Source organism: Stenotrophomonas geniculata ATCC 19374 = JCM 13324, assembly GCF_001431625.1.
In the GTDB taxonomy this organism is placed as follows: Bacteria; Pseudomonadota; Gammaproteobacteria; order Xanthomonadales; family Xanthomonadaceae; genus Stenotrophomonas; species Stenotrophomonas geniculata.
In genome coordinates this window covers 1-20,395 of sequence record NZ_LLXT01000081.1, presented here as the reverse complement: position 1 = coordinate 20,395, position 20,395 = coordinate 1, and the positions used below count along the sequence as shown (strand labels likewise).

Here is a 20,395-nt window from a genome sequence, read left to right as displayed (position 1 = left end):
GGAGACCCGGAGCGCGGCGGCGGTTCGGACAACGAACAGCCTGCCATCAGCAGGCTGCCCGTAATCGCAAGAGCAGTTCGCAAGCGCATCAGGCGCGGTAGTTCGGCGGCTCTTTGGTGATGGTCACGTCGTGGACGTGGCTCTCACGCTGGCCGGCGCCGCTGATCTTCACGAACTTGGGCTTGCTGCGCATGTCTTCGATGGTGGCGCAGCCCACGTAGCCCATGGTGGCGCGCAGGCCGCCCATCAGCTGGTGGATGATGCCGCCCACCGGGCCGCGGTACGGCACGCGGCCTTCGATGCCTTCCGGCACCAGCTTGTCGGCGGTGGCGGCGTCCTGGAAGTAGCGGTCCTTCGACCCCTTCTCCATGGCAGCCAGCGAACCCATGCCGCGGTAGCTCTTGTACGAACGGCCCTGGTACAGCTCGGTCTCGCCCGGCGATTCCTCGGTACCGGCCAGCAGGCCACCGACCATGATGGTCGAGGCGCCGGCGGCCAGCGCCTTGCCGATATCGCCCGAGTAGCGGATGCCACCGTCGGCGATCAGCGGGATGCGGTCCTGCAGCGCTTCGGCCACCAGGTCGATGGCGGTCACCTGCGGCACGCCGACGCCGGCGACGACGCGGGTGGTGCAGATCGAGCCCGGGCCGATACCGACCTTGACGGCGTCCGCGCCGCTGTCCAGCAGCGCCAGTGCGGCTTCGCCGGTGCAGATGTTGCCACCGATGACCTGCACGTTCGGGAAGTTCTTCTTGACCCAGCTGACGCGGTCCAGCACGCCCTGCGAGTGGCCGTGCGCGGTATCGACCACGATCACGTCCACGCCGGCGGCGACCAGCGCTTCCACGCGGCGATCGGTATCGCCACCCACGCCGACGGCCGCGCCGACCAGCAGGCGGGTCGACAGGTCCTTGGCAGCGTTCGGGAAGTCGGTGTTCTTCTGGATGTCCTTGACGGTGATCAGGCCACGCAGTTCGAACGAATCATTGACCACCAGCACCTTTTCGATGCGGTTGCGGTGCAGCAGCTGCAGCACTTCATCAGACGCGGCGCCTTCCTTGACCGTGATCAGGCGATCCTTCTTGGTCATGATGTGGCGGACCGGATCGTCCAGCTCGGTCTCGAAGCGCATGTCGCGGTGGGTCACGATGCCGGCCAGCTGGCCGTCGCTGCCCACCACCGGCACGCCGGAGATGTTGTGCGCCTGGGTCAGGGCCAGCACGTCGCGGATGGTGGTTTCCGGGCCGACGGTGATCGGGTCGCGGATGACGCCGGCCTCGAACTTCTTGACCTTGGCCACTTCCGCGGCCTGCTGTTCCAGGCTGAGATTCTTGTGGATGATGCCCATGCCGCCGAGCTGGGCCATGGCGATGGCCAGGCGGGCTTCGGTGACGGTGTCCATGGCCGCGGACAGGATCGGAAGCTTCAGCTTCAGGTCTCGGGTCAACCGCGTTTCGAGGTTGACGTCCTTGGGCAGGATGGTCGAGTGGGCGGGGACGAGCGAGACGTCGTCGTAAGTGAGTGCTTCAGCCTGGATGCGCAGCATCGGCATACCCGAGATGTGGGGAAGCGCGACATTTTACCCTGTTTTCGCGCCGCGTGGCAGGGGGTAGATGCGACGCAGTGTCGCGCGGGCGGTGATTGGTTCAGGGGGGTTTGGGTGGGTGCCAACCTTGGTTGGCACCTACCAGGAGCGGGTCGCCGGGAATCGCGGGGCATCAATGCAACCCCGGTAGCGCCGGGCCATGCCCGGCGAGCGCAGCGGCGCCGCAAACATCCGCCGGGCATGGCCCGGCGCTACCCTCAGGAGGCTTCCGCCGCTTCCAGGGTGTTCTGCATCAACGTAGCCACGGTCATCGGGCCCACGCCACCCGGCACCGGGGTGATCCAGCTCGCTCGCTGGGCGGCCGCCTCAAACCCGACGTCACCCACCAACCGGCCGTCATCCAACCGGTTGATGCCCACATCGATCACCACCGCGCCCGGCTTCACCCACTCGCCCGGCACGATGCCTGGGCGGCCCACGGCCACCACCAGGATGTCGGCGTTGCGCACGGCCTGTTCCAGCACGTCCTTGGGGGTGAACTTGTGGCAGCTTGTGACGGTGCAGCCGGCGATCAGCAGCTCCAGGCCCATCGGGCGGCCGACGTGGTTGCTCACGCCGACGATGGTGGCGTTGCGGCCACGTACCGGCTGGTCGGTGTGGCCCAGCAGCGTGGTGATGCCGCGCGGGGTGCACGGGCGCAGACCGAACTCGCGCAGGGCCAGGTGGCCGACGTTTTCCGGGTGGAAACCGTCCACGTCCTTGCGCGGGTCGATGCGCTGGATCAGCCGGCGCGCGTCGGGGATGCCCGGCAGCGGCAGCTGGATCAGGATGCCGTTGATCTTCGGATCGGCGTTGAGCTGGTCGATCAGGTCGAGCAGCTCGGCCTCGGTGGTACCGGCCGGCAGATCGTAGTCATGCGCCTCGATGCCGACCTTCTCGGCGGCACGGCGCTTGTTGCGCACGTACACGGTCGAGGCCGGGTCGCCACCGACCAGCACCACGGCCAGGCCCGGACGGCTGCCACCGGCGGCCACGCGGGCGTCGACGCGCACCTTCAGGCTGTCGAGCAGGTCCTCGGCGATACGGCGGCCATCAAGGATGCGGGCAGGATGCTGGGGGGCGGAATCGGTCATCGGAGGCAGGCGTGGGGCGGCGGGGACGCTATTGTCCCCGATTCAGGCCCCCTCGCCCACCGCCAATCCGGGCGGCCGCTGCGCTCGCCGGGCATGGCCCGGCGCTACCCCACCCGTGCGCACCACGGTAGCGCCGGGCCACGCCCGGCGAGCGCGGTGTGCGGCACCTCATTCTTCCTCTTCCGGCACATCCTGCGGGTTCAGGGTCTTGCTCTCGCGCTTCGGCGCGGTGAACGGCGTCGGCGTCGGCACGCCCTGCGGGCTGTTGCCGTAGATCATCCGCGCGCCGGCATTCAAACCACCACCAGCAATTTCCAACTCGAAACGCTCGGCATCGCGGCGCCGGATCTGCTCGGCAATCTCGATCGCGTCGTCCTCATCCGCACCCAGCTCCACCAGCGCGGCCTGGCCAAACAGCACCGCCGACTCGAACGTCTCGCGGATCTGGAAATCGACGCCGGCATGGATCAACCGCAGCGAATGCTCGCGGTCGAACGAGCGCACCATCAGCTTGGCCTGCGGGAACTCGTGCGACACCAGCTCAACAATGCGATCGGCCGCCTCGGCCTTGTCCACGCACACCGCAATCGCACGCGCGGTGGCCGCGCCCGAAGCATGCAGCACATCCAACCGCGTGCCGTCGCCGTAATAGATCTTGAAGCCGAACCGCGCGGCGCTCTGGATCATCTCCACATCGTTGTCGATGATGGTCACGTCCACGTCGCGCGCCAGCAGCGACTGGCTGGCGACCTGGCCGAAGCGGCCGAAGCCGATCAGCAGCACGCTGCCGGACAGGCCCTCGGCCTCGTCCACGCCATCCATGTTCACCGTCGGCTTCGGCGCGATGCGCTTGTAGAGCAGCACCACCAGCGGGGTCAGCGCCATCGACAGCACCACCACCGCGGTGAAGTTGGCATTGATCTCCAGGTTGATCACGCCGGCCGATGCCGCGGCGGAGAACAACACGAAGGCGAATTCGCCGCCCTGCGCCATCAGCACGCCACGGTCCAGCGCCTGCGCGTGGTCGCTGCCCATGATGCGTGCGACCACGTAGATGCACAGCGCCTTGGCCGCCATCAACGCCAGCACCAGGCCGAGGATCAGCTGCCAGTTGCCCGCCACCACGCCCAGGTCCAGCGCCATGCCCACGCTGAGGAAGAACAGGCCGAGCAGGATGCCGCGGAACGGTTCGATGTCCGCTTCGATCTGGTGGCGGAAGGTCGATTCGCTCAGCAGCACGCCGGCCAGGAACGCGCCCATCGCCATCGACAGGCCCGACAGCTGCATCAGCAGCGCCGCACCCAGCACCACCAGCAGCGCGGCGGCGGTCATCACCTCGCGCGCCTTCGATTCGGCCAGCACGCGGAACAGCGGATTGAGCAGGAAGCGGCCGACCAGCACCAGGCCGACGATGGCACCCACGCCGATCGCCACCGACAGCCAGCGCGAACCCTCGCCATCGGCACTGCCCGCACTGGGGCCCATCCAGGCTACCAGCGCCAGCAACGGCACGATCAGCAGGTCTTCGAACAGCAGGATGGAGACGATCTTCTGCCCCGACGGCAGCGCGATGTCACCGCGCTCGGCCAGCAGCTGCATCACCACCGCGGTGGAGGTGAGCACGAAGCCGGTGGCGCCGATGAAGGCCACCTGCCACGGCAGGCCGAACAGCTTGGCGATGCTGGTCAGCACCAGCGCGCAGGTGGCGATCTGCAGCGTGCCCAGCCCGAAGATCTCCTTACGCAGGCTCCACAGGTGCGAGGGCCGCATTTCCAGGCCGATCACGAACAGGAACATGACCACGCCGAGTTCGGCGGTATGCAGGATCGCCTGCGGGTCGGAGAACCAGCCCAGCCCGAACGGTCCGATCGCCAGGCCAGCGGCGAAGTAGCCCAGCACCGAGCCCAGGCCGGCCCGGCGGAACAAAGGCACCATCACCACCGCCGCGCCCAGCAGGGCGACGACCTTGACCAGCTCGCTGGTCGCTGCTTCTACCGCCATGCGGTGTGTTCCCCAAGATCCAGAATCGGGTTCAACAATAGAGCAATGCCGATGACGGCAATAGCACGCATGTTGCGCCGGATTGTCTTGGAGGTGGAACGATGCCGGGAGCGACCCCCGGCATCATCCCGAAACCATGCACATGCTTGGGTGGGCGCCATGACCTGTAGAGCCGAGCCCACGCTCGGCTGCTCTTCGTGCCGAGGCCAGAAGCAGCCGAGCATGGGCTCGGCTCTACAGTAGATCCACGCCATGCGTGGATGACGCACAGCCGCCGCGCCCCGGTAGATCCACGCCATGCGTGGATGAATCCCCGGCCGGGGTTACCCACCCCGGCAAAACGCGGCGTAATCGATATACCCCGGGAACGGCACGCCCGGCGCACACACCGGGCAATGCGGGTCCGGCCGGATGCCGGTCTCGCGGAAGCGCATGCCCAGCGCATCGAAGCGCAGCAGCCGCCCCACCAGCGGCTCACCGATGCCCAGCAGCAGCTTCAGCACCTCGGTGGCCTGCAGCACGCCGGCCAGGCCGGGCAGCACACCCAGCACCCCGGCCTCGGAACAGTTCGGCGCGAACTCCGGCGGCGGCGGTTCCGGGAACAGGCAGCGATAGCACGGTGCCACGCCACGCTGGCGACCGGCATCAAACACGCTGACCTGGCCGTCGAAGCGCTCGATGGCGGCATACACCAGCGGCTTGGCGTGCTTGATGCAGGCGTCGTTGAGCAGGTAGCGCAGCGGGAAGTTGTCCGAGCCGTCCAGCACCACGTCCACTCCCTCCAGCAGCGCATCCACGTTCTCGGAGGTGACCCGCTCGGGCACGGCCTCGACCTCGATCGACGGGTTCAGCGCCAGCAGCCGCTCGCGCGCCGAATCGACCTTGAGCTGGCCGACGCTGGCTTCGGTATGCACGATCTGCCGGTGCAGGTTGCTGCGCTCCACGCGGTCGTGGTCGGCGAAGCGCAGGCGCCCTACCCCCGCGGCGGCCAGGTAGAAGCCGGCCGGGGCACCCAGCCCGCCCGCGCCCAGCACCAGCACGCGCGACTGCTGCAACCGGCGCTGGCCGGCCTCGCCTACCTGTGGCAACAGCAGATGCCGCGAATAGCGATCAAAGAAATCGCGGTCGGCGGCGCTGGCCAGCGGCTGCACCAGCGGTAGCGACTGCTCGCGCCAGGCCACGGTGCCGCCCGTCACGGAAGCGACCTGGGTGTAGCCGGCATCCAGCAGGAACTGCGCGGCATCGACCGAGCGCCTGCCGCTCTGGCAGATCAGCAGGATCTCCTGGTCGTGCCGCGGCAGATGCGCGACCGGGTCGGCCTGCAGCTCGCCCTTGGCCACGCCGCGCGCGCCCTCGGCCATGCCTCCGGCCCGTTCGTGGGCCTCGCGCACATCGATCAGCACCGCGCCGTGGGCCAGGCGCTCGCGTGCCTGCGCGGGGGAAAGCTCTTGGATGCTCATGGCCGCATTATCGCGCAGACACCTTCGCCGCGCCTTGCCCCGAACATGGCACCATGCGGGCGTTGCCCCCTGCATCCCGGAACCGCTGCATGCGCTCTGCCACCGAATTCTGGCGTGACCCGCGCATGCCCTTCGTCGAAAGCCGACGGGCGTGCGACAGCCGCGCCTGCCATCGCCCGCACAGCCATGACACCTTCTCGATCGGCGCCGTGGACGCCGGCAGCAGCCTGTTCACCGGTGCTGTGGAAGGACCGCGCCTGCTGCAGCCTGGCAGCCTGGTCGGCGTACCTGCAGGCCGCGTGCATGCCTGCAACCCCCTGCCCGGCCAGGTCTGGAGCTACCAGATGCTGCATCTGGACGCGCGCTGGATGGCCGAGGTCCGCGCTGAGTATGACTACCTGCCCGAACCCGACTGGCAGCAGGAACCGATCCGGATTTCCAACCATCGTGCGCGCTACCAGCAGTACTGCCAGCTCAACCAGACGCTGTTCTCCGACGATCCGGTCAGCGTCAAGGAAGCTGCCCTGATCGCGTTCGTCGGCGATCTGGATGAACACGATGGTGTAGCCGTGGCTGGCCCGCCTGAAGATGCCGCATTACAGCAGCGGCTGCAGCCGGTGATGGACGTTCTGCGCCAGCGGCTCGAACACACCCCGGCCCTGCAGGAGCTGGCATCGCTGGCAGGCATGAGCCGTTACCAGCTGATCCGCGCCTTCCGGCGTGCCACGGGCCTGACCCCGCACGCCTGGCAGATCGACCAGCGCATCCAGGAGGCCCGGCGGCGGCTGTGCGAAGGGCAGGCACTGGCCGTGGTCGCCCATGCATTGGGGTTCGCCGACCAGAGCCATTTCCAGCGGGTCTTCAAGGCCCACGCCGGTGCGACCCCGGGCCAGTACCGGCGCTGAGCCTGCAATAACGTTCAATACCATCGCGCGGCGCATCCCCACACTGGCGCCCCCGCCAGCCGCCGCCGGACCCGATGGAACAGTTCCTGGTCATCGCCACCGTACATTTTCTCGCCCTGCTCTCACCCGGCCCCGACTTCTTCCTTGTTGCGCGCACTGCGATCACCTCTGGCTGGCGCACCGCCAGTGGCGCCTGCGCAGGCATCGCCCTCGGAAATGGCGTCTTCATCGTGGCCGCCTTCACCGGAATGGCCATGCTGCGCGCAGGTAGCGCAGGGTTCATTGCGGTGCAGTTGGCGGGCTGCGGGTTCCTGCTGTACCTCGGCACGCTGTTCCTGCGCCATGCGGGTTCGACGACGCTGCAGGCATCTGACGCTGCCGCCGGATCGCGAGCGGACGGTGCCCACGGATGGTGGAAGGCGGCAGGGCTGGGCGCCCTGTCTGCGCTGCTGAACCCGAAGAATGCGCTGTTCTACGCAACGTTGGCGGCAATGCTCAACGGTCCGCAGGCCGGCACCGCAACGAAGTTCTTCTATGGCGCGTGGATGTTCGGCATCGTCCTGCTATGGGATCTGCTGGTAGCCGCGCTGGTCGGCCACCCGTGGGTGCTGGGCCGATTCGCACGCGCCCTGCCCTGGCTGGAGCGCACCGCAGGGCTCCTGATGATTGCGCTGGCGCTGTGGATCGTCGTGTCGCTGTGGGTGGGCTGATGCCGGCGATTCGCGCCTGTCGCAATAGCGTTCAATACGGCGCGTCCGCACCAACCCACACTCGGCACTTTCTGTAGGTCGGTGGCAGGTTTACGTGCAGCAGTTCTTCATCGTCGCGGTGCTGTACGGCTTCGCCATGCTCCTGCCTGCTTCCAATCACGCGAAGATCCTGCGCACCGCAATGGGCGCGGGCGGGCACGCCGCCATGGCCGCGTCGTTCGGTATCGCCATCGGTACGGGCGTCATCTGCGCCATGGCTTTCGTTGCAGCGGCCATGCTGGGAAACCGCGGCCTGTGGACGCTGGCGATGCAGTGCACGGGCTGCCTCCTGCTGTTGCGCCTGGCGGGCATGTGCCTGCGCGATGCCGGGCTGACCACCCTCTCTCCGCTTTCGCTGCAGATGCCCTGGGGCCTGAGGGCCCGCTCCCGTTGGCCGCACGCCGAGGCTGGATGCCTGTTGGCGCTCGCCAGCACCAGCAACTGGATGCTGCAGTTCGCGGTGGCTGCCCTGCTTACCGGCCTCGTTGCCGACACTGGCACCAAGGCCGCTTACGTGGCCGGCCTGAGCGGCGTCGCGCTGTCGCTCGGCCTGCTGATGGCATGGCTCGGCAGCCATCTGCGCTGGGCACGGAGGTATTGCCGACTCCTTCCGTGGCTGGAGCATGCCGCAGGCCTGGTGACCGGGGCGGTGTCGGTGGCGTACCTGGCAGGAGCATTGGGTACCACCCTGGTCTGGGCAAGCATCACGGAGCAGGCGCGGCTGCCGGAATCGATGATGGCCGCACCCCGCAGCATCCCATGCGCCTTGCCACATTGCCGCGCACGTCGCGGCGGTCGCCCAGATCGAGATCTGTAGAGCCGAGCCCATGCTCGGCTGACGCACGCAGCGCGCCTCGTCAATCCGCGAAAAGCAGCCGAGCATGGGCTCGGCTCTACAGACCGGTTCGCCGCAACGAAAAAGGCGGCCCTGCGGCCGCCTCCCCGTGAATCACTTGCCCTTGACGTGCTTCATCAAGCGCCGCTTGGCCTTGACCTGCCGCTCGGTGAGGACGTTCTTCTTGCCCTCGTACGGGTTGGTACCCTCGCGGAAGATGAAGCTCACCGGCGTGCCGATCAGCTTGAAGCGCTTGCGGAAGAAGTTCTCCAGGTAGCGCTTGTAGGATTCCTGCAGCTCCTTCAGGCGCGTGCCGTGCACGATGAAGGTCGGCGGATTGGAGCCGGCCGGGTGCACGTAGCGCAGCTTGGAGACGTGGCCGCGGATGGTCGGCGGCGGGTTGGTCTCGTAGGCTACTTCCAGCGCCTTGTTCACTTCGCTGGTGGTGAAGGTCTTGTTCGCCGATTCGTGCGCGCGGTGCACCGCACGGAACAGCTCACGCAGGCCCGAGCCGTGCTTGGCCGAGATGCGGACCGATTCAGCCCACGGCACGAAGCCCAGCTTCAGCGACAGCATGGTTTCCGCCTGCTCGCGCTGGTACTCGGTCAGGCCATCCCACTTGTTGATGGCGATCACCAGCGCACGGCCGGCGTCGAGCACGGCACCGAGCACGGTGGCGTCCTGGTCGGTCACGCCTTCGGTGGCGTCGAGCATCAGCACGGCCACCTGGCACTGCTCGATCGACTGCATGGTCTTGACCACCGAGAACTTCTCGACGACCTCGTCCACGCGCGAACGACGACGCAGGCCGGCGGTATCGATCAGGCGGTATTCGCGGCCGTCACGCTCCAGGTCCACCGCGATCGAGTCGCGGGTGGTGCCCGGCACGTCGGAGGCGATCATGCGCTCCTCGCCGAGAATGCGGTTGACCAGCGTCGACTTGCCCACGTTCGGGCGGCCGACGAAGGCGATGCGGATGCGGTTCGGATCGTTGTCCAGCTCTTCGCCACTGCCTTCTTCCGGCAGGCGCTGGACCACCTCGTCCAGCAGGTCGTCCAGTCCCTGGCGGTGCGCAGCCGACACGGTCAGCATCTCGCCGAAGCCGTAACGGGCGAACTCCGAACGCACGGTGTCCTCGTCGGTGCCGTCGATCTTGTTGATCAGAAGCAGCGTCGGGCGCGACAGCTTGCGCAGCCAGGCCAGGATCTCGTCGTCCATCGCCGACGTACCCTCACGGGCGTCAACCACGAACAGGATCAGGTCGGCTTCCGCCGCAGCGGCGCGGGCCTGGCGGGTGGTAGCCCCTGCCAGACCCTCTTCCTCTTCCGCGATACCGCCGGTATCCACGACGAGGAAATGGTTGTCCTCGTCGAGGCGGCAGACGCCGTAGTTGCGGTCGCGGGTGACGCCGGGCTGGTCATGGACCAGCGCGTCACGGGTGCGCGTAAGCGCATTGAAAATAGTCGACTTGCCGACATTCGGCCGTCCAACCAGGGCGACCAAAGGCAGCATCGCGATTACTCCAATTTTTAATTTGCCAACCGGAAGGCGGTCAGCTTGCCATCAACGTTCTGCACCAGCAGCACCCCGTCTACGACGACCGGCTGGGCCAGCAGCGCGTCGCCGCCACTTTTCGCCCGTGCCGCCATCGCACCATCGGAGGTCTGCAACCAGTGCACGTATCCCTTGTAGTCGCCGACCACGACATAGTCGCCGTGCAGTGCCGGACCGGTCAGCGAGCGACGGGCCAATGCGGTCTGCGACCACATCGCTGCGCCGCTGGCCTTGTCCAGGCCGAACACGCCGCCCTTGTTGTCGGTGACGAACACATTGCCAGACGAGACCGCCACACCACCGGCACCGCCATGGTCGCGCGCCCACAGCGGGCGACCGGTCGGGCCTTCGATGGCCATCGTCTGGTTCTTGAAGCTGCTCACGAACAGGGTGTTGCCATCCAGCACCGGCGCGCCGTCGACATCCGCCATGCGCTCCAGCTCGGTCCGGCCTTCACCGTTGCCCACGTTCTGTTCCCACAGGGTGCGGCCATCCTGCTGGGCCAGGGCGGCAACCGCGCCCTCGTCCTTGCCGATGAACAGCACGCCCGGGCCGGTCACCACCGGCGCGTTGCCACGCACGGTCAGTGCCGGCAGCTCGCTTGGGTTGAACCACTTCTGGGTGCCGTTGCCGGCATCGAACGCGGTGATGCGGCCGTCATTGCTGCGCACGTAGACCGCGCCCTGGGCGATGGCCGGCGCGGCGATGACTTCACCCGGAACACGGGCGCGCCACTTCTCGCTGCCGTCGTTGATGTCCAGGGCGATGACCTGGCCATCCAGCGTGCCGATCACGACCAGGTTCTCACCGACCCCCGGGCCGCCGGACAGGCGCAGCTTGGCCTTCTTCTTTTCCTTCTTCGGCTCCCAGGTCCAGACCTTCTTGCCGGTCTGCAGGTCGATGGCGTGCACGCCACCGGTGAGCGCCGCAGCGAACACGTGGCCGTTGGCCACCGCCGGGCCCTGGCGCACGCCGATGCGGCGCTCGCCCTTGCCGAGGTTGACCGACCAGGCCTTGTTGACCTTCAGGGTCGGCTCGAACTTGACCAGCTCAGCCGGTTCCTGTGCCTTCTTCGCGGCCGCGTCCTTGCCGGCGAACCAGCCCTTCACGGTGCTGCAGCCGCTCAGGGCCATGCCCATCAGGAGCACGGTGGCGACGCGGGTGATCATGACCTTCTGACTCATCAAACCGACTCCGCAGGGGCGGCAACGGTGCCGCCGGCGTCCATAACCTTGGTTTCCAGCAGGCGCCGCTGCGGCGCTGCCACGTCCAGCGACTTCAGCGCTTTCTCGTACTGGCTCCGGGCGTCATCGCGCTTGCCCTGCGCCATCAGCGCGTCGCCATGGATTTCCAGGCTGCTGCTGTCGGTGGCGCTGCCCAGCAGCTTGATCGCCTCGTCACTCTTGCCGGTGGCCACCAGCAGGCGGGCCACACGCTGATCGACCACGCGCTGCAGGTCACCTTCGACCTTCACGCCGCGCAGGGTGGCCAGGGCTTCTTCGTTCTTGCCGGCGTCGACCTGGGCCTTGGCCAGCTGCAGCGCCGCGAGGTCGCCGTAGATGCTGGACGGGCCGGCTTCAAGCGCCTTGACCGCCTTGGAGGCGTCGTCGAGCTTGTTCTGCTGCAGGCCAACGAGCGCCTTCTGGTACTCGACATTGGCCGAGGCCAGCTTGCCGCCCTGATCCTTCTGGTACCACTGCCAGCCGGCAATGGCACCGATGGCGATGACTACGCCACCGAGGATGCTGGCGCCATTCTTCCGCAGCCAGCTGCGGACGCGTTCACTTTGTTCGTGCTCGTCGAGCAGATCGTCGATCGCCATGCGTACTCTCGCCCCGCCCATCGGGAGGGACCATTGGGATTAATCGAAGGTGGTGAAACCGCGCCTCAGTGCGAAACCGGGACTACGGAGCCTTCAGAGGATACCTGAAAGCGTGCCACGTTGGCTCGCTGGTAGGGGGTCAGATCGACGATAGCGCCGTTCTGCTGAACCTGGACCGCCGAGGCGTTGCCCAGGGTCACCCGGGTCACCTGGCCCGGTGTGAAGCTGCGGCTTTCGCCGGACTTGATCAGCGCCTTCTCGACGGTAGCGCCGTCCGGGCCGCCGATATCGACCCAGCTGTCGCCGCTGAACTGCATGTCCAGCGTGTTGGCGGCAGCCGCTGGCGCCGGGGCTGAACGCGGCACCGGGGCCAGCGAGGCCACGTACGGGGTGGCGGCCGGCTTGCTGGCCGGGGCGCTCGCCACTTCAGCCGGCGCCGAGGGCTCGACACCCGCAGCGGACGGGGTTACCGGCACGGCGGCCGGGATGGCGTCCAGCGAGGCGGTATTCGGCGACGGGGTGGCACTGCCATCGAAATGGCCACGGGTGGCGAACCACACCGGCACCGCCAGCACCGCGGTGATGCCGACATACAGCACGCGACGGCCGAGATTCTCGGCAATGCGGCGCGCACGCGGGGTATGGGTATGGCTGACCAGGGTGGGCGGAACCACCGGGCCGACCTGGGCCTGCTCCAGCAGCTCTCCCACGTCCACATCCAGAAGCCGCGCGTAACTGCGCAGCTGGCCGCGCACGAACACCGGCGCGCCAAGCTTCTGCCATTGTTCTTCTTCCAGCGACCTGACCACCTGGACCGGCATGCGCAGGCGCGAGCCGACATCTTCGAGGGTCAGTCCGGCCGCCTCGCGGGCCTGGCGCAGGCGGCTGCCGCAGCCGGCCGCAGTCTCGAGAGCGCTCACAGTCTGGTCATCAATCACAATGCATCAACCCTGGAGTTAGGAGCCCGCTTCCTGCGGAAATTCCTGTCGAATCCGCTGAATATAGCGATCAGATGCCGCCCGATCACCCAGCCGCGCTTCGATTTGAGACGCAAGTTGTAACACGGAACGCGTTGCGGGTGCAGCCGCAATCCTACGTTCGGCGAAGGCCCGGGCCTCCATGTAGCGGCCCTGGCGGAAGCTGAGCTGGGCCATCGCCTCCAGCGCGACCGGATTTCCCGGCAGCGTCGACAGCGCCGCGCGCAGGTCGCGCTCGGCACGTTCAAGCTGGCCAGCGTCCAGGGCACAGCCCCCGGCATTGGCCTGGGCCTCGGCCGGCGTGGCGTAGCCCGGCGCCTGCAGCGCACGATCGAACCAGGCCAGCGACTCGGCCGGGCGGCCCTGCTGGCACAGCCACGCGCCGTAATTGTTGAGGACGTCCCCGCGCTGCGGCGCCTGTTCGGCAGCCTTGCGGAAGCTCTCACCGGCCTGCTGGGTACGGCCACGGCGCTCGTCGATGCCGGCCATCAGCACCAGCGCATCAGGCGATTCGGGTGCCAGCTTCAGCGCCTCGCGCGCCTTGCGTTCGGCCGCATCGAGGTTGCCGACCTGCATGTCGCGGGCGGCCAGTGCCAGCAGGTCCTGCAGGCGCACCTGACGCCGCACGTTGTCCGGATCGCGGACCGAGTAGACCGGCGCTTCGATGGGGCCCAGCCTGGCCTTGGGTTGGGATTTGCAGCCACCGACCGCAACGGCCAGCACGCCTGCGAGCAGAACCAGCCAGAGGCGGTCAGGCCGCGGCATCGCTCCCCTTCCCCGCCTGCAGCGTCTTGTTGAACTCCGCCTGGCGGCGGGTGCGGTCCATCACCTGGCCCTTGAGCTGGCCACAGGCAGCGTCGATGTCGTCGCCACGGGTGCGGCGGACCATGGTCAGCACGTTGCTGTCGAGCAGGATCTTCTGGAAGGCGCGGATATGCGCCTCTTCCGAGCGCTCGTAGCGGGTACCCGGGAACGGGTTGAACGGAATCAGGTTGACCTTGCCCGAATCCTTGGCCTGCACCGCGTTGTCGAACTGGCGCATCAGGCGGGCCAGCTCGCGGGCATGCTCGGGCTTGTCGTTGATGCCCTTCATCAGGGTGTATTCGAAGGTGACCGATTCGCGGCGCTTGTTGGCGCGCAGGTAGCGTGCGCACGAGGCCATCAGCTCGGCGATCGGGTACTTCTTGTTGAGCGGCACCAGGGTCTCGCGCAGCGCATCGTTCGGCGCATGCAGCGACACCGCCAGCGACACGTCGCTTTCGGCAGACAGGCGGTCGATCTGCGGGACCAGGCCGGAGGTCGACAGGGTCACGCGCTTGTTGGCCAGGCCGTAGCCCAGGTCGTCGCGCATCACGCTCATGGCGCGCACGACGTTGTCGAAATTCATCAGTGGCTCGCCCATGCCCATCATCACCACGTTGGTGAGGCGGCGCATCTGGTGCGGCACGTTGCCCAAGTGGCGCGCGGCAACCCACACCTGGCCGATGATCTCGGCGGTGGTCAGGTTGCGGTTGAAGCCCTGGGTGGCGGTGGAGCAGAACGTGCAGTTCAGGCCGCAACCGACCTGCGAAGACACGCACAGCGTGCCGCGGGTCTTGTCCGGGATGTACACGGTCTCGATGGCGTTCTTGCCATCCACGCCCATCGCCAGCAGCCACTTGTGGGTGCCGTCGGCGGAGGGCTTGTCGAACACGATGTTGGGAACCAGTACCTCGGCATGGGCCTGCAGCTTGGCACGCAGGACCTTGCCGAGGTCGGTCATTTCATCGAAGTCGGTGACGTAGCGATGGTGGATCCACTTCATCACCTGGTGGGCACGGAACCTCTTTTCGCCAAGAACCTCGACGAAAAACTTCTCCAGGCCCGCGCGATCGAGGTCGAGCAGGTTCTGCTTGCCAGCCGTGGGTGCCGACTTCGGCAGCGGCTGGATGGCGGGGGACTGTACGACCTCGTTCACGGCATTACTCTCAGCGCGAGACGACTTCGGTGGCGGCGAAGAAGTAGGCGATTTCAATCGCGGCATTCTCGACCGAGTCCGAGCCGTGGGCGGCGTTGGCATCGATGGATTCGGCGAAGTCGGCGCGGATGGTGCCCGCAGCGGCTTCCTTCGGGTTGGTGGCGCCCAGCAGGTCGCGGTGGGCCAGGACGGCGTTCTCGCCTTCCAGGGCCTGGATCATCACCGGGCCGGAGATCATGAACTCGACCAGCGCGTTGAAGAACGGACGCTCGCGGTGCACGGCGTAGAAGCCTTCGGCTTCACGGCGCGACAGCTGCTTGTACTTGGCGGCCACGACCTTCAGGCCGGCCTTCTCGAAGCGGGCGTAGATTTCGCCGATGACGTTCTTGGCAACGGCGTCCGGCTTGATGATCGAAAGGGTGCGCTCCAGCGCCATGGGATGTCTCCAATGGAATCGGGCCGCTGATGGCCCGAAGGGTAACATGAAAAAAACCCGCGTCGGGACGCGGGCTTAGCCTGATAAACGTAGGCGAATTGTAAAAGATAACGTGGCCGGGTGGTAGAGGGCCGTGCGGCCCTGCTGTAGCGCCGAGCCCATGCTCGGCTGGCCCTTGGCCGAAGAGCAGCCGAGCGCGGGCTCGGCTCTACAGGTTCAGGTCCACCCATTCACCCACCTGAGTAAAATCTGACCGAGCCGGCCTATTTTGCTGCACTGCAAAATGCCATACGGTACCGTCTGGTTCTAGTATCAAACAATCGTTTGATTAAGGTCCGCCCATCGATGGCCAAGCCCGCCCACTTCTCGACCAAGGACCGGATCCTCGGCGCGGCCGAGGAGCTGTTCGCCCAGCACGGCTTCGCCGGCACCTCGCTGCGGCAGGTGACCAGCCAGGCCGACGTCAACATCGCCGCGGTCAACTACCACTTCGGTTCCAAGGAAAACCTGGTCAACGAGGTCTTCCGCCGCCGCATGGACGAGATGACCGGTGCCCGCCTGTCGCAGCTGGAGCGGGCCCGCAGCGAACACCCCGGTGAACTGCGCCCGGTGCTGGCCGCCTTCGTCGAACCGGCGCTGGCGCTGGCCCAGGACCGCCAGAACGGCGGCGCCTTCGTGCGCGTGATCGCCCGCGCCTATGCCGAGAAGAACGACAACCTGCGCAAGTTCCTGTCTGACCACTACGGCCACGTGCTGCGTGCGTTCGGCAAGGCCATCGGCGAGTGCGTGCCCGGCCTGAGCAAGGAAGAGCTGTACTGGCGCCTGGACTTCCTGGCCGGCTCGCTCACCTATGCCATGGCCGACTTCGGGCTGATCAAGCGTCCCGCCGGTGTCACCGAAGCGGCGCATCGTGCCCATGCCGCCCACGAACTGATCCATTTCGCCGAAGCCGGGTTCCGCGCCGCCGCACGCGCCAGCGCCCTGCCCGCTTCCCTTTGATTCCACCCAGTAACTGCTGACCAACAAAGGCCCTACACCATGTCCAATTCCCTGCTAGTCCGCCGCGCCGCCGTGCTGGGTGCCGGCGTCATGGGTGCCCAGATCGCCGCCCACCTCACCAACGCTGGCGTCGACACCGTGCTGTTCGACCTGCCTGCCAAGGAAGGTCCGGCCGACGGCATCGTGCTGAAGGCGATCGCCAACCTGGGCAAGCTGAGCCCGGCGCCGCTGGCCAGCAAGTCGCTGGCCGAAGCCATCACCCCGGCCAACTATGAGTCGGGCCTGGAGCAGCTGAAGGACTGCGACCTGATCATCGAGGCCATTGCCGAGCGCATGGACTGGAAGCAGGACCTGTACAAGAAGATCGCGCCGTTCGTGGCCGACCACGCGGTGCTGGCCTCCAACACCTCGGGCCTGGGCATCAACAAGCTGGCCGACGTGCTGCCCGAGCAGCTGCGTCACCGCTTCTGCGGCGTGCACTTCTTCAACCCGCCGCGCTACATGCACCTGGCCGAGCTGATCCCGGCCACCACCACCGACGCCGCCGTGCTTGAAGGCCTGGAAGCCTTCCTGGTCACCACCCTGGGCAAGGGCGTGGTGTACGCCAAGGACACCCCGAACTTCATCGGCAACCGCATCGGCGTGTTCTCGATCCTGTCGACCATCCACCACACCCAGCAGTTCGGCCTGGGCTTCGATGAAGTGGACGGCCTGACCGGCCCGCTGGTCGGCCGCCCGAAGTCGGCGACCTACCGCACCTCCGACGTGGTCGGCCTGGACACCATGGCGCACGTCATCAAGACCATGGGCGACACCCTGCCGAATGATCCGTGGCATGAGTTCTTCAAGTCGCCGAAGTGGCTGGACGCGCTGATTTCCAAGGGCGCGCTGGGCCAGAAGACCGGCGCCGGCATCTTCCGCAAGGTCGGCAAGGACATCGTGGTGCTGGACCTGGAGAAGCAGGACTACCGCCCGGCCGATCGCGCTGCCGCGCCGGAAGTGGTCGAGATCCTGAAGATCAGGAACCCGGCCGAGAAGTTCGCCAAGCTGCGCGAAAGCCAGCACCCGCAGGCGCAGTTCCTGTGGGCGACCTTCCGCGACCTGTTCCACTACAGCGCCTACCACCTGGCCGACATCGCCGAGACCGCGCGCGACGTGGACCTGGCCATCCGCTGGGGCTACGGCTGGTCGCTGGGCCCGTTCGAAACCTGGCAGGCCGCCGGCTGGAAGCAGGTCGCACAGTGGATCGCCGATGACATCGTGGCCGGCAAGAGCATGAGCAACGCCCCGCTGCCGGACTGGGTGTTCGATGGCCGCGACGGCGTGCATGCCGCCGAAGGCAGCTACAGCCCGTCGCGCAATGCCAAGCTGCCGCGCTCGGCGCTGCCGGTGTACCAGCGCCAGCGCTTCCCCGATCCGCTGCTGGGCGAGAAGTTCGCGCCGGGCGAGACCGTGTTCGAGAACGACGGCCTGCGCATGTGGCACGACGGTGATGGCATCGCCGTGGTCAGCTTCAAGACCAAGATGAACACCGTGTCCGACCAGGTGCTGGACGGCCTGCAGGAATGCGTCAGCCGCGCCGAGAAGGACTTCCAGGGCCTGGTGATCTGGCAGCAGAAGGAGCCCTTCTCTGCCGGTGCCGATCTGGCCGGTGCACTGGGCCTGCTGCAGGCCGGCAAGGTCGACCAGTTCGAAGAAATGGTGGCCAACTTCCAGCGCACCAGCCAGCGCATCAAGTACTCGCTGGTGCCGGTGGTTGCCGCCGTGCGTGGCCTGGCGCTGGGTGGTGGCTGCGAGTTCCAGATGCACAGCGCCAAGACCGTGGCCTTCCTGGAAAGCTACATCGGCCTGGTCGAGGCCGGCGTCGGCCTGCTGCCGGCCGGTGGTGGCCTGAAGGAACTGGCCGTGCGCGCCTCGCAGGCCGCAGGCCCGGGCGGTGACGTGTTCGCCGAACTGAAGAAGACCTTCGAGACCGTGGCGATGGCCAAGGTGTCCAACTCCGCGGTCAACGCCAAGGAACTGGGCCTGCTGCGCAGCACCGACAAGGTGGTGTTCAACAGCTACGAAGCGCTGCACATCGCCAAGGCCGAAGCGCGCGCCCTGGCTGAAGCGGGCTACCGTCCGCCGCTGCCGGCACGCCGCATCCAGGTGGCCGGTGACGTGGGTATCGCCACCTTCAAGATGATGCTGGTCAACATGCTGGAAGGCCGCTTCATCAGCCCGTACGACTACGAGATCGCCGAGCGCATCGCCACCGTGCTGTGCGGCGGCAAGGTCGACCGCGGCACCCTGGTGGACGAAGAGTGGCTGCTGACCCTGGAGCGCAAGCACTTCGTCGAACTGGCCCAGCAGGAAAAGACCCAGGCCCGCATCGCGCACATGCTGAAGACCGGCAAGCCGCTGCGTAACTGATCGCCCCTCCCTGCTTTTGGTGGGTGCCGACCGTTGGTCGGCACTCCGGCTAAAAAATTCAAGAGATCACTGCAATGACCAAGCAAATCCAGGACGCCTACATCGTCGCCGCCACCCGTACCCCGGTCGGCAAGGCGCCCAAGGGCATGTTCCGCAACACCCGCCCCGACGACATGCTTGCGCACGTGCTGCGCAGCGTCGTCGCGCAGGCCCCGGGCGTGGACGTCAACCGCATCGATGACGCGATCATCGGCTGCGCGATGCCGGAAGCCGAGCAGGGCATGAACGTCGCCCGCATCGGCGTGCTGCTGGCCGGCCTGCCGAACACCATCGCCGCACAGACCGTGAACCGCTTCTGCTCCTCCGGCCTGCAGGCCGTGGCGCAGGCCGCCGACGCGATCCGCCTGGGCAACGCCGACCTGATGCTGGCCGGTGGCACCGAGTCGATGTCGATGGTGCCGATGATGGGCAACAAGATCGCCATGGCACCGAGCGTGTTCGACAACGACCACGTGGCCATCGCCTACGGCATGGGCATCACCGCCGAGAAGGTGGCCGAAGAGTGGAAGGTCTCGCGCGAAGACCAGGACGCCTTCGCCCTCGCCTCGCACCAGAAGGCCATGGCGGCGATCCAGAACGGCGAGTTCAAGGACGAGATCAGCCCGTACGAGATCGTCTCGCACCTGCCGGACCTGGCCGATGGCCAGCGCATCATCACCCGCAACAAGGTCGCCGACACCGACGAAGGCCCGCGCCCGGACTCCTCCGCCGAAGGCCTGGCCAAGCTGCGCCCGGTGTTCCGCAACGGCCAGTTCGGCGGCACCGTCACCGCCGGCAACTCCTCGCAGATGAGCGATGGCGCCGGTGCCGTGCTGCTGGCCTCGGAGCAGGCAATCAAGGATTACGGCCTGACCCCGCTGGCCCGTTTCGTCAGTTTCTCGGTGGCCGGCGTGCGCCCGGAAGTGATGGGCATCGGCCCGATCGCCGCGATCCCGAAGGCACTGAAGCAGGCGGGCCTGACCCAGGACCAGCTGGACTGGATTGAACTGAACGAAGCGTTCGCCGCGCAGTCGCTGGCGGTGATCCGCGATTGCGGCCTGGACCCGAGCAAGGTCAACCCGCTGGGCGGCGCGATCGCCCTGGGCCACCCGCTGGGTGCAACCGGCGCGATCCGTACCGCAACCCTGCTGCACGGCCTGCGTCGTCGCCAGCAGAAGTACGGCATGGTGACGATGTGCATCGGCACCGGCATGGGTGCGGCGGGTATTTTCGAGGCGCTGTAAGGTTCAAAGCGTTGCCTCGTTGGGCTTCATGGCGTGGGCCGGGTTGGCAGGGCTGCCCGGGACACGCCGTGAACCCGTCCATGGGGGCTCGATGGCGCCATCCATGGCGCCAACGGTCCTGTCCACCCACACCGCCCCGCCTCTGATAGATCCCTGCGGTCTGTTGGTAACTGCGGCCGTTGTTCAGCGCGGTTGTTGGTGGGTGTCGACCTTGGTCGACACGATTTTTCTTGCATATATCGAATGAGTCATCCACGCACGGCGTGGATCTACCGTGTCGACCAAGGTCGACACCCACCAGGGCAATACGCCGTTCCGACAGGTCG

The 20,395-nt window shown here is 67.1% G+C and carries 17 protein-coding genes; 6 read left to right on the top strand and 11 right to left on the bottom strand.

Annotated features, from left to right (window positions below; genetic code table 11):
* Nucleotides 1-88: 88 nt before the first annotated feature.
* The 4 genes from guaB to moeB all read right to left on the bottom strand — a co-directional run bounded on the left by guaB (nt 89) and on the right by moeB (nt 6,140).
* Nucleotides 89-1,546 (bottom strand): IMP dehydrogenase, encoded by a 1,458-nt coding sequence (guaB, locus tag ARC63_RS04510; RefSeq protein ID WP_005416248.1) that lies wholly within the window; start codon nt 1,544-1,546, stop codon nt 89-91.
* A gap of 257 nt (nt 1,547-1,803) precedes the next feature.
* Nucleotides 1,804-2,679, bottom strand: a complete 876-nt coding sequence (folD, locus tag ARC63_RS04505) for a bifunctional methylenetetrahydrofolate dehydrogenase/methenyltetrahydrofolate cyclohydrolase FolD (protein WP_010484605.1) — start codon at nt 2,677-2,679, stop codon at nt 1,804-1,806.
* 168 nt (nt 2,680-2,847) lie between these two features.
* Nucleotides 2,848-4,680: a monovalent cation:proton antiporter-2 (CPA2) family protein gene (locus ARC63_RS04500; RefSeq protein WP_057502622.1), complete on the bottom strand. Its 1,833-nt coding sequence runs from the start codon at nt 4,678-4,680 to the stop codon at nt 2,848-2,850.
* A 323-nt stretch (nt 4,681-5,003) separates the two neighbouring features.
* Nucleotides 5,004-6,140: a molybdopterin-synthase adenylyltransferase MoeB gene (moeB, locus tag ARC63_RS04495; protein WP_057502621.1), complete on the bottom strand. Its 1,137-nt coding sequence runs from the start codon at nt 6,138-6,140 to the stop codon at nt 5,004-5,006.
* 89 nt (nt 6,141-6,229) lie between these two features.
* On the opposite strand from moeB, the gene ARC63_RS04490 reads away from it, so the two are divergent.
* From ARC63_RS04490 to ARC63_RS04480, 3 genes are all read left to right on the top strand, one after another.
* Nucleotides 6,230-7,045: an AraC family transcriptional regulator gene (locus ARC63_RS04490; RefSeq protein ID WP_057502620.1), complete on the top strand. Its 816-nt coding sequence runs from the start codon at nt 6,230-6,232 to the stop codon at nt 7,043-7,045.
* A 74-nt stretch (nt 7,046-7,119) separates the two neighbouring features.
* The gene (locus tag ARC63_RS04485; RefSeq protein WP_057502619.1) at nt 7,120-7,755 is read left to right on the top strand and encodes a LysE family translocator; all 636 of its coding nucleotides are present in this window, start codon (nt 7,120-7,122) and stop codon (nt 7,753-7,755) included.
* A gap of 94 nt (nt 7,756-7,849) precedes the next feature.
* The gene (locus ARC63_RS04480) at nt 7,850-8,611 is read left to right on the top strand and encodes a hypothetical protein (protein ID WP_057502618.1); all 762 of its coding nucleotides are present in this window, start codon (nt 7,850-7,852) and stop codon (nt 8,609-8,611) included.
* A gap of 132 nt (nt 8,612-8,743) precedes the next feature.
* Here ARC63_RS04480 and der read toward each other — a convergent pair whose 3' ends face one another.
* From der to ndk, 7 genes are all read right to left on the bottom strand, one after another.
* Entirely contained in the window at nt 8,744-10,141 is a 1,398-nt protein-coding gene (gene der, locus ARC63_RS04475) for a ribosome biogenesis GTPase Der (RefSeq protein ID WP_010484595.1), read from the bottom strand.
* Between the two features lie 17 nt (nt 10,142-10,158).
* Nucleotides 10,159-11,367 (bottom strand): outer membrane protein assembly factor BamB, encoded by a 1,209-nt coding sequence (gene bamB / locus ARC63_RS04470; protein WP_010484593.1) that lies wholly within the window; start codon nt 11,365-11,367, stop codon nt 10,159-10,161.
* Nucleotides 11,367-12,005, bottom strand: a complete 639-nt coding sequence (locus ARC63_RS04465; RefSeq protein WP_010484590.1) for a YfgM family protein — start codon at nt 12,003-12,005, stop codon at nt 11,367-11,369. Before ARC63_RS04465 ends, bamB begins: the two co-directional genes overlap by 1 nt.
* A 65-nt stretch (nt 12,006-12,070) precedes the next feature.
* A complete protein-coding gene (locus tag ARC63_RS04460; protein WP_019338408.1) occupies nt 12,071-12,943 on the bottom strand; it encodes a RodZ domain-containing protein in 873 nt (290 codons plus the stop codon).
* 18 nt (nt 12,944-12,961) lie between these two features.
* On the bottom strand, nt 12,962-13,747 hold the full coding sequence (gene pilW / locus ARC63_RS04455; protein WP_057502617.1) for a type IV pilus biogenesis/stability protein PilW: 786 nt from the start codon (nt 13,745-13,747) through the stop codon (nt 12,962-12,964).
* The gene (gene rlmN / locus ARC63_RS04450; RefSeq protein WP_057502616.1) at nt 13,734-14,939 is read right to left on the bottom strand and encodes a dual-specificity RNA methyltransferase RlmN; all 1,206 of its coding nucleotides are present in this window, start codon (nt 14,937-14,939) and stop codon (nt 13,734-13,736) included. The genes pilW and rlmN overlap by 14 nt, the downstream gene beginning before the upstream one ends.
* 10 nt (nt 14,940-14,949) lie before the next feature.
* Nucleotides 14,950-15,375, bottom strand: a complete 426-nt coding sequence (gene ndk, locus ARC63_RS04445; RefSeq protein ID WP_008265389.1) for a nucleoside-diphosphate kinase — start codon at nt 15,373-15,375, stop codon at nt 14,950-14,952.
* A gap of 345 nt (nt 15,376-15,720) precedes the next feature.
* Between ndk and ARC63_RS04440 the strand changes: the two genes are divergently transcribed.
* The 3 genes from ARC63_RS04440 (at nt 15,721) to ARC63_RS04430 (ending at nt 20,069) form a co-directional block, all read left to right on the top strand.
* Nucleotides 15,721-16,374, top strand: a complete 654-nt coding sequence (locus ARC63_RS04440; RefSeq protein WP_019338406.1) for a TetR/AcrR family transcriptional regulator — start codon at nt 15,721-15,723, stop codon at nt 16,372-16,374.
* Between the two features lie 39 nt (nt 16,375-16,413).
* Nucleotides 16,414-18,786 carry a 3-hydroxyacyl-CoA dehydrogenase/enoyl-CoA hydratase family protein gene (locus ARC63_RS04435; RefSeq protein WP_057502615.1) on the top strand — a complete coding sequence of 791 codons (2,373 nt, stop codon included), beginning with the start codon at nt 16,414-16,416 and terminating at the stop codon, nt 18,784-18,786.
* A gap of 74 nt (nt 18,787-18,860) precedes the next feature.
* Complete coding sequence (locus tag ARC63_RS04430) at nt 18,861-20,069, top strand: acetyl-CoA C-acyltransferase (RefSeq protein WP_005416236.1); 1,209 nt, start codon at nt 18,861-18,863, stop codon at nt 20,067-20,069.
* The last annotated feature ends 326 nt before the right edge of the window (nt 20,070-20,395 follow it).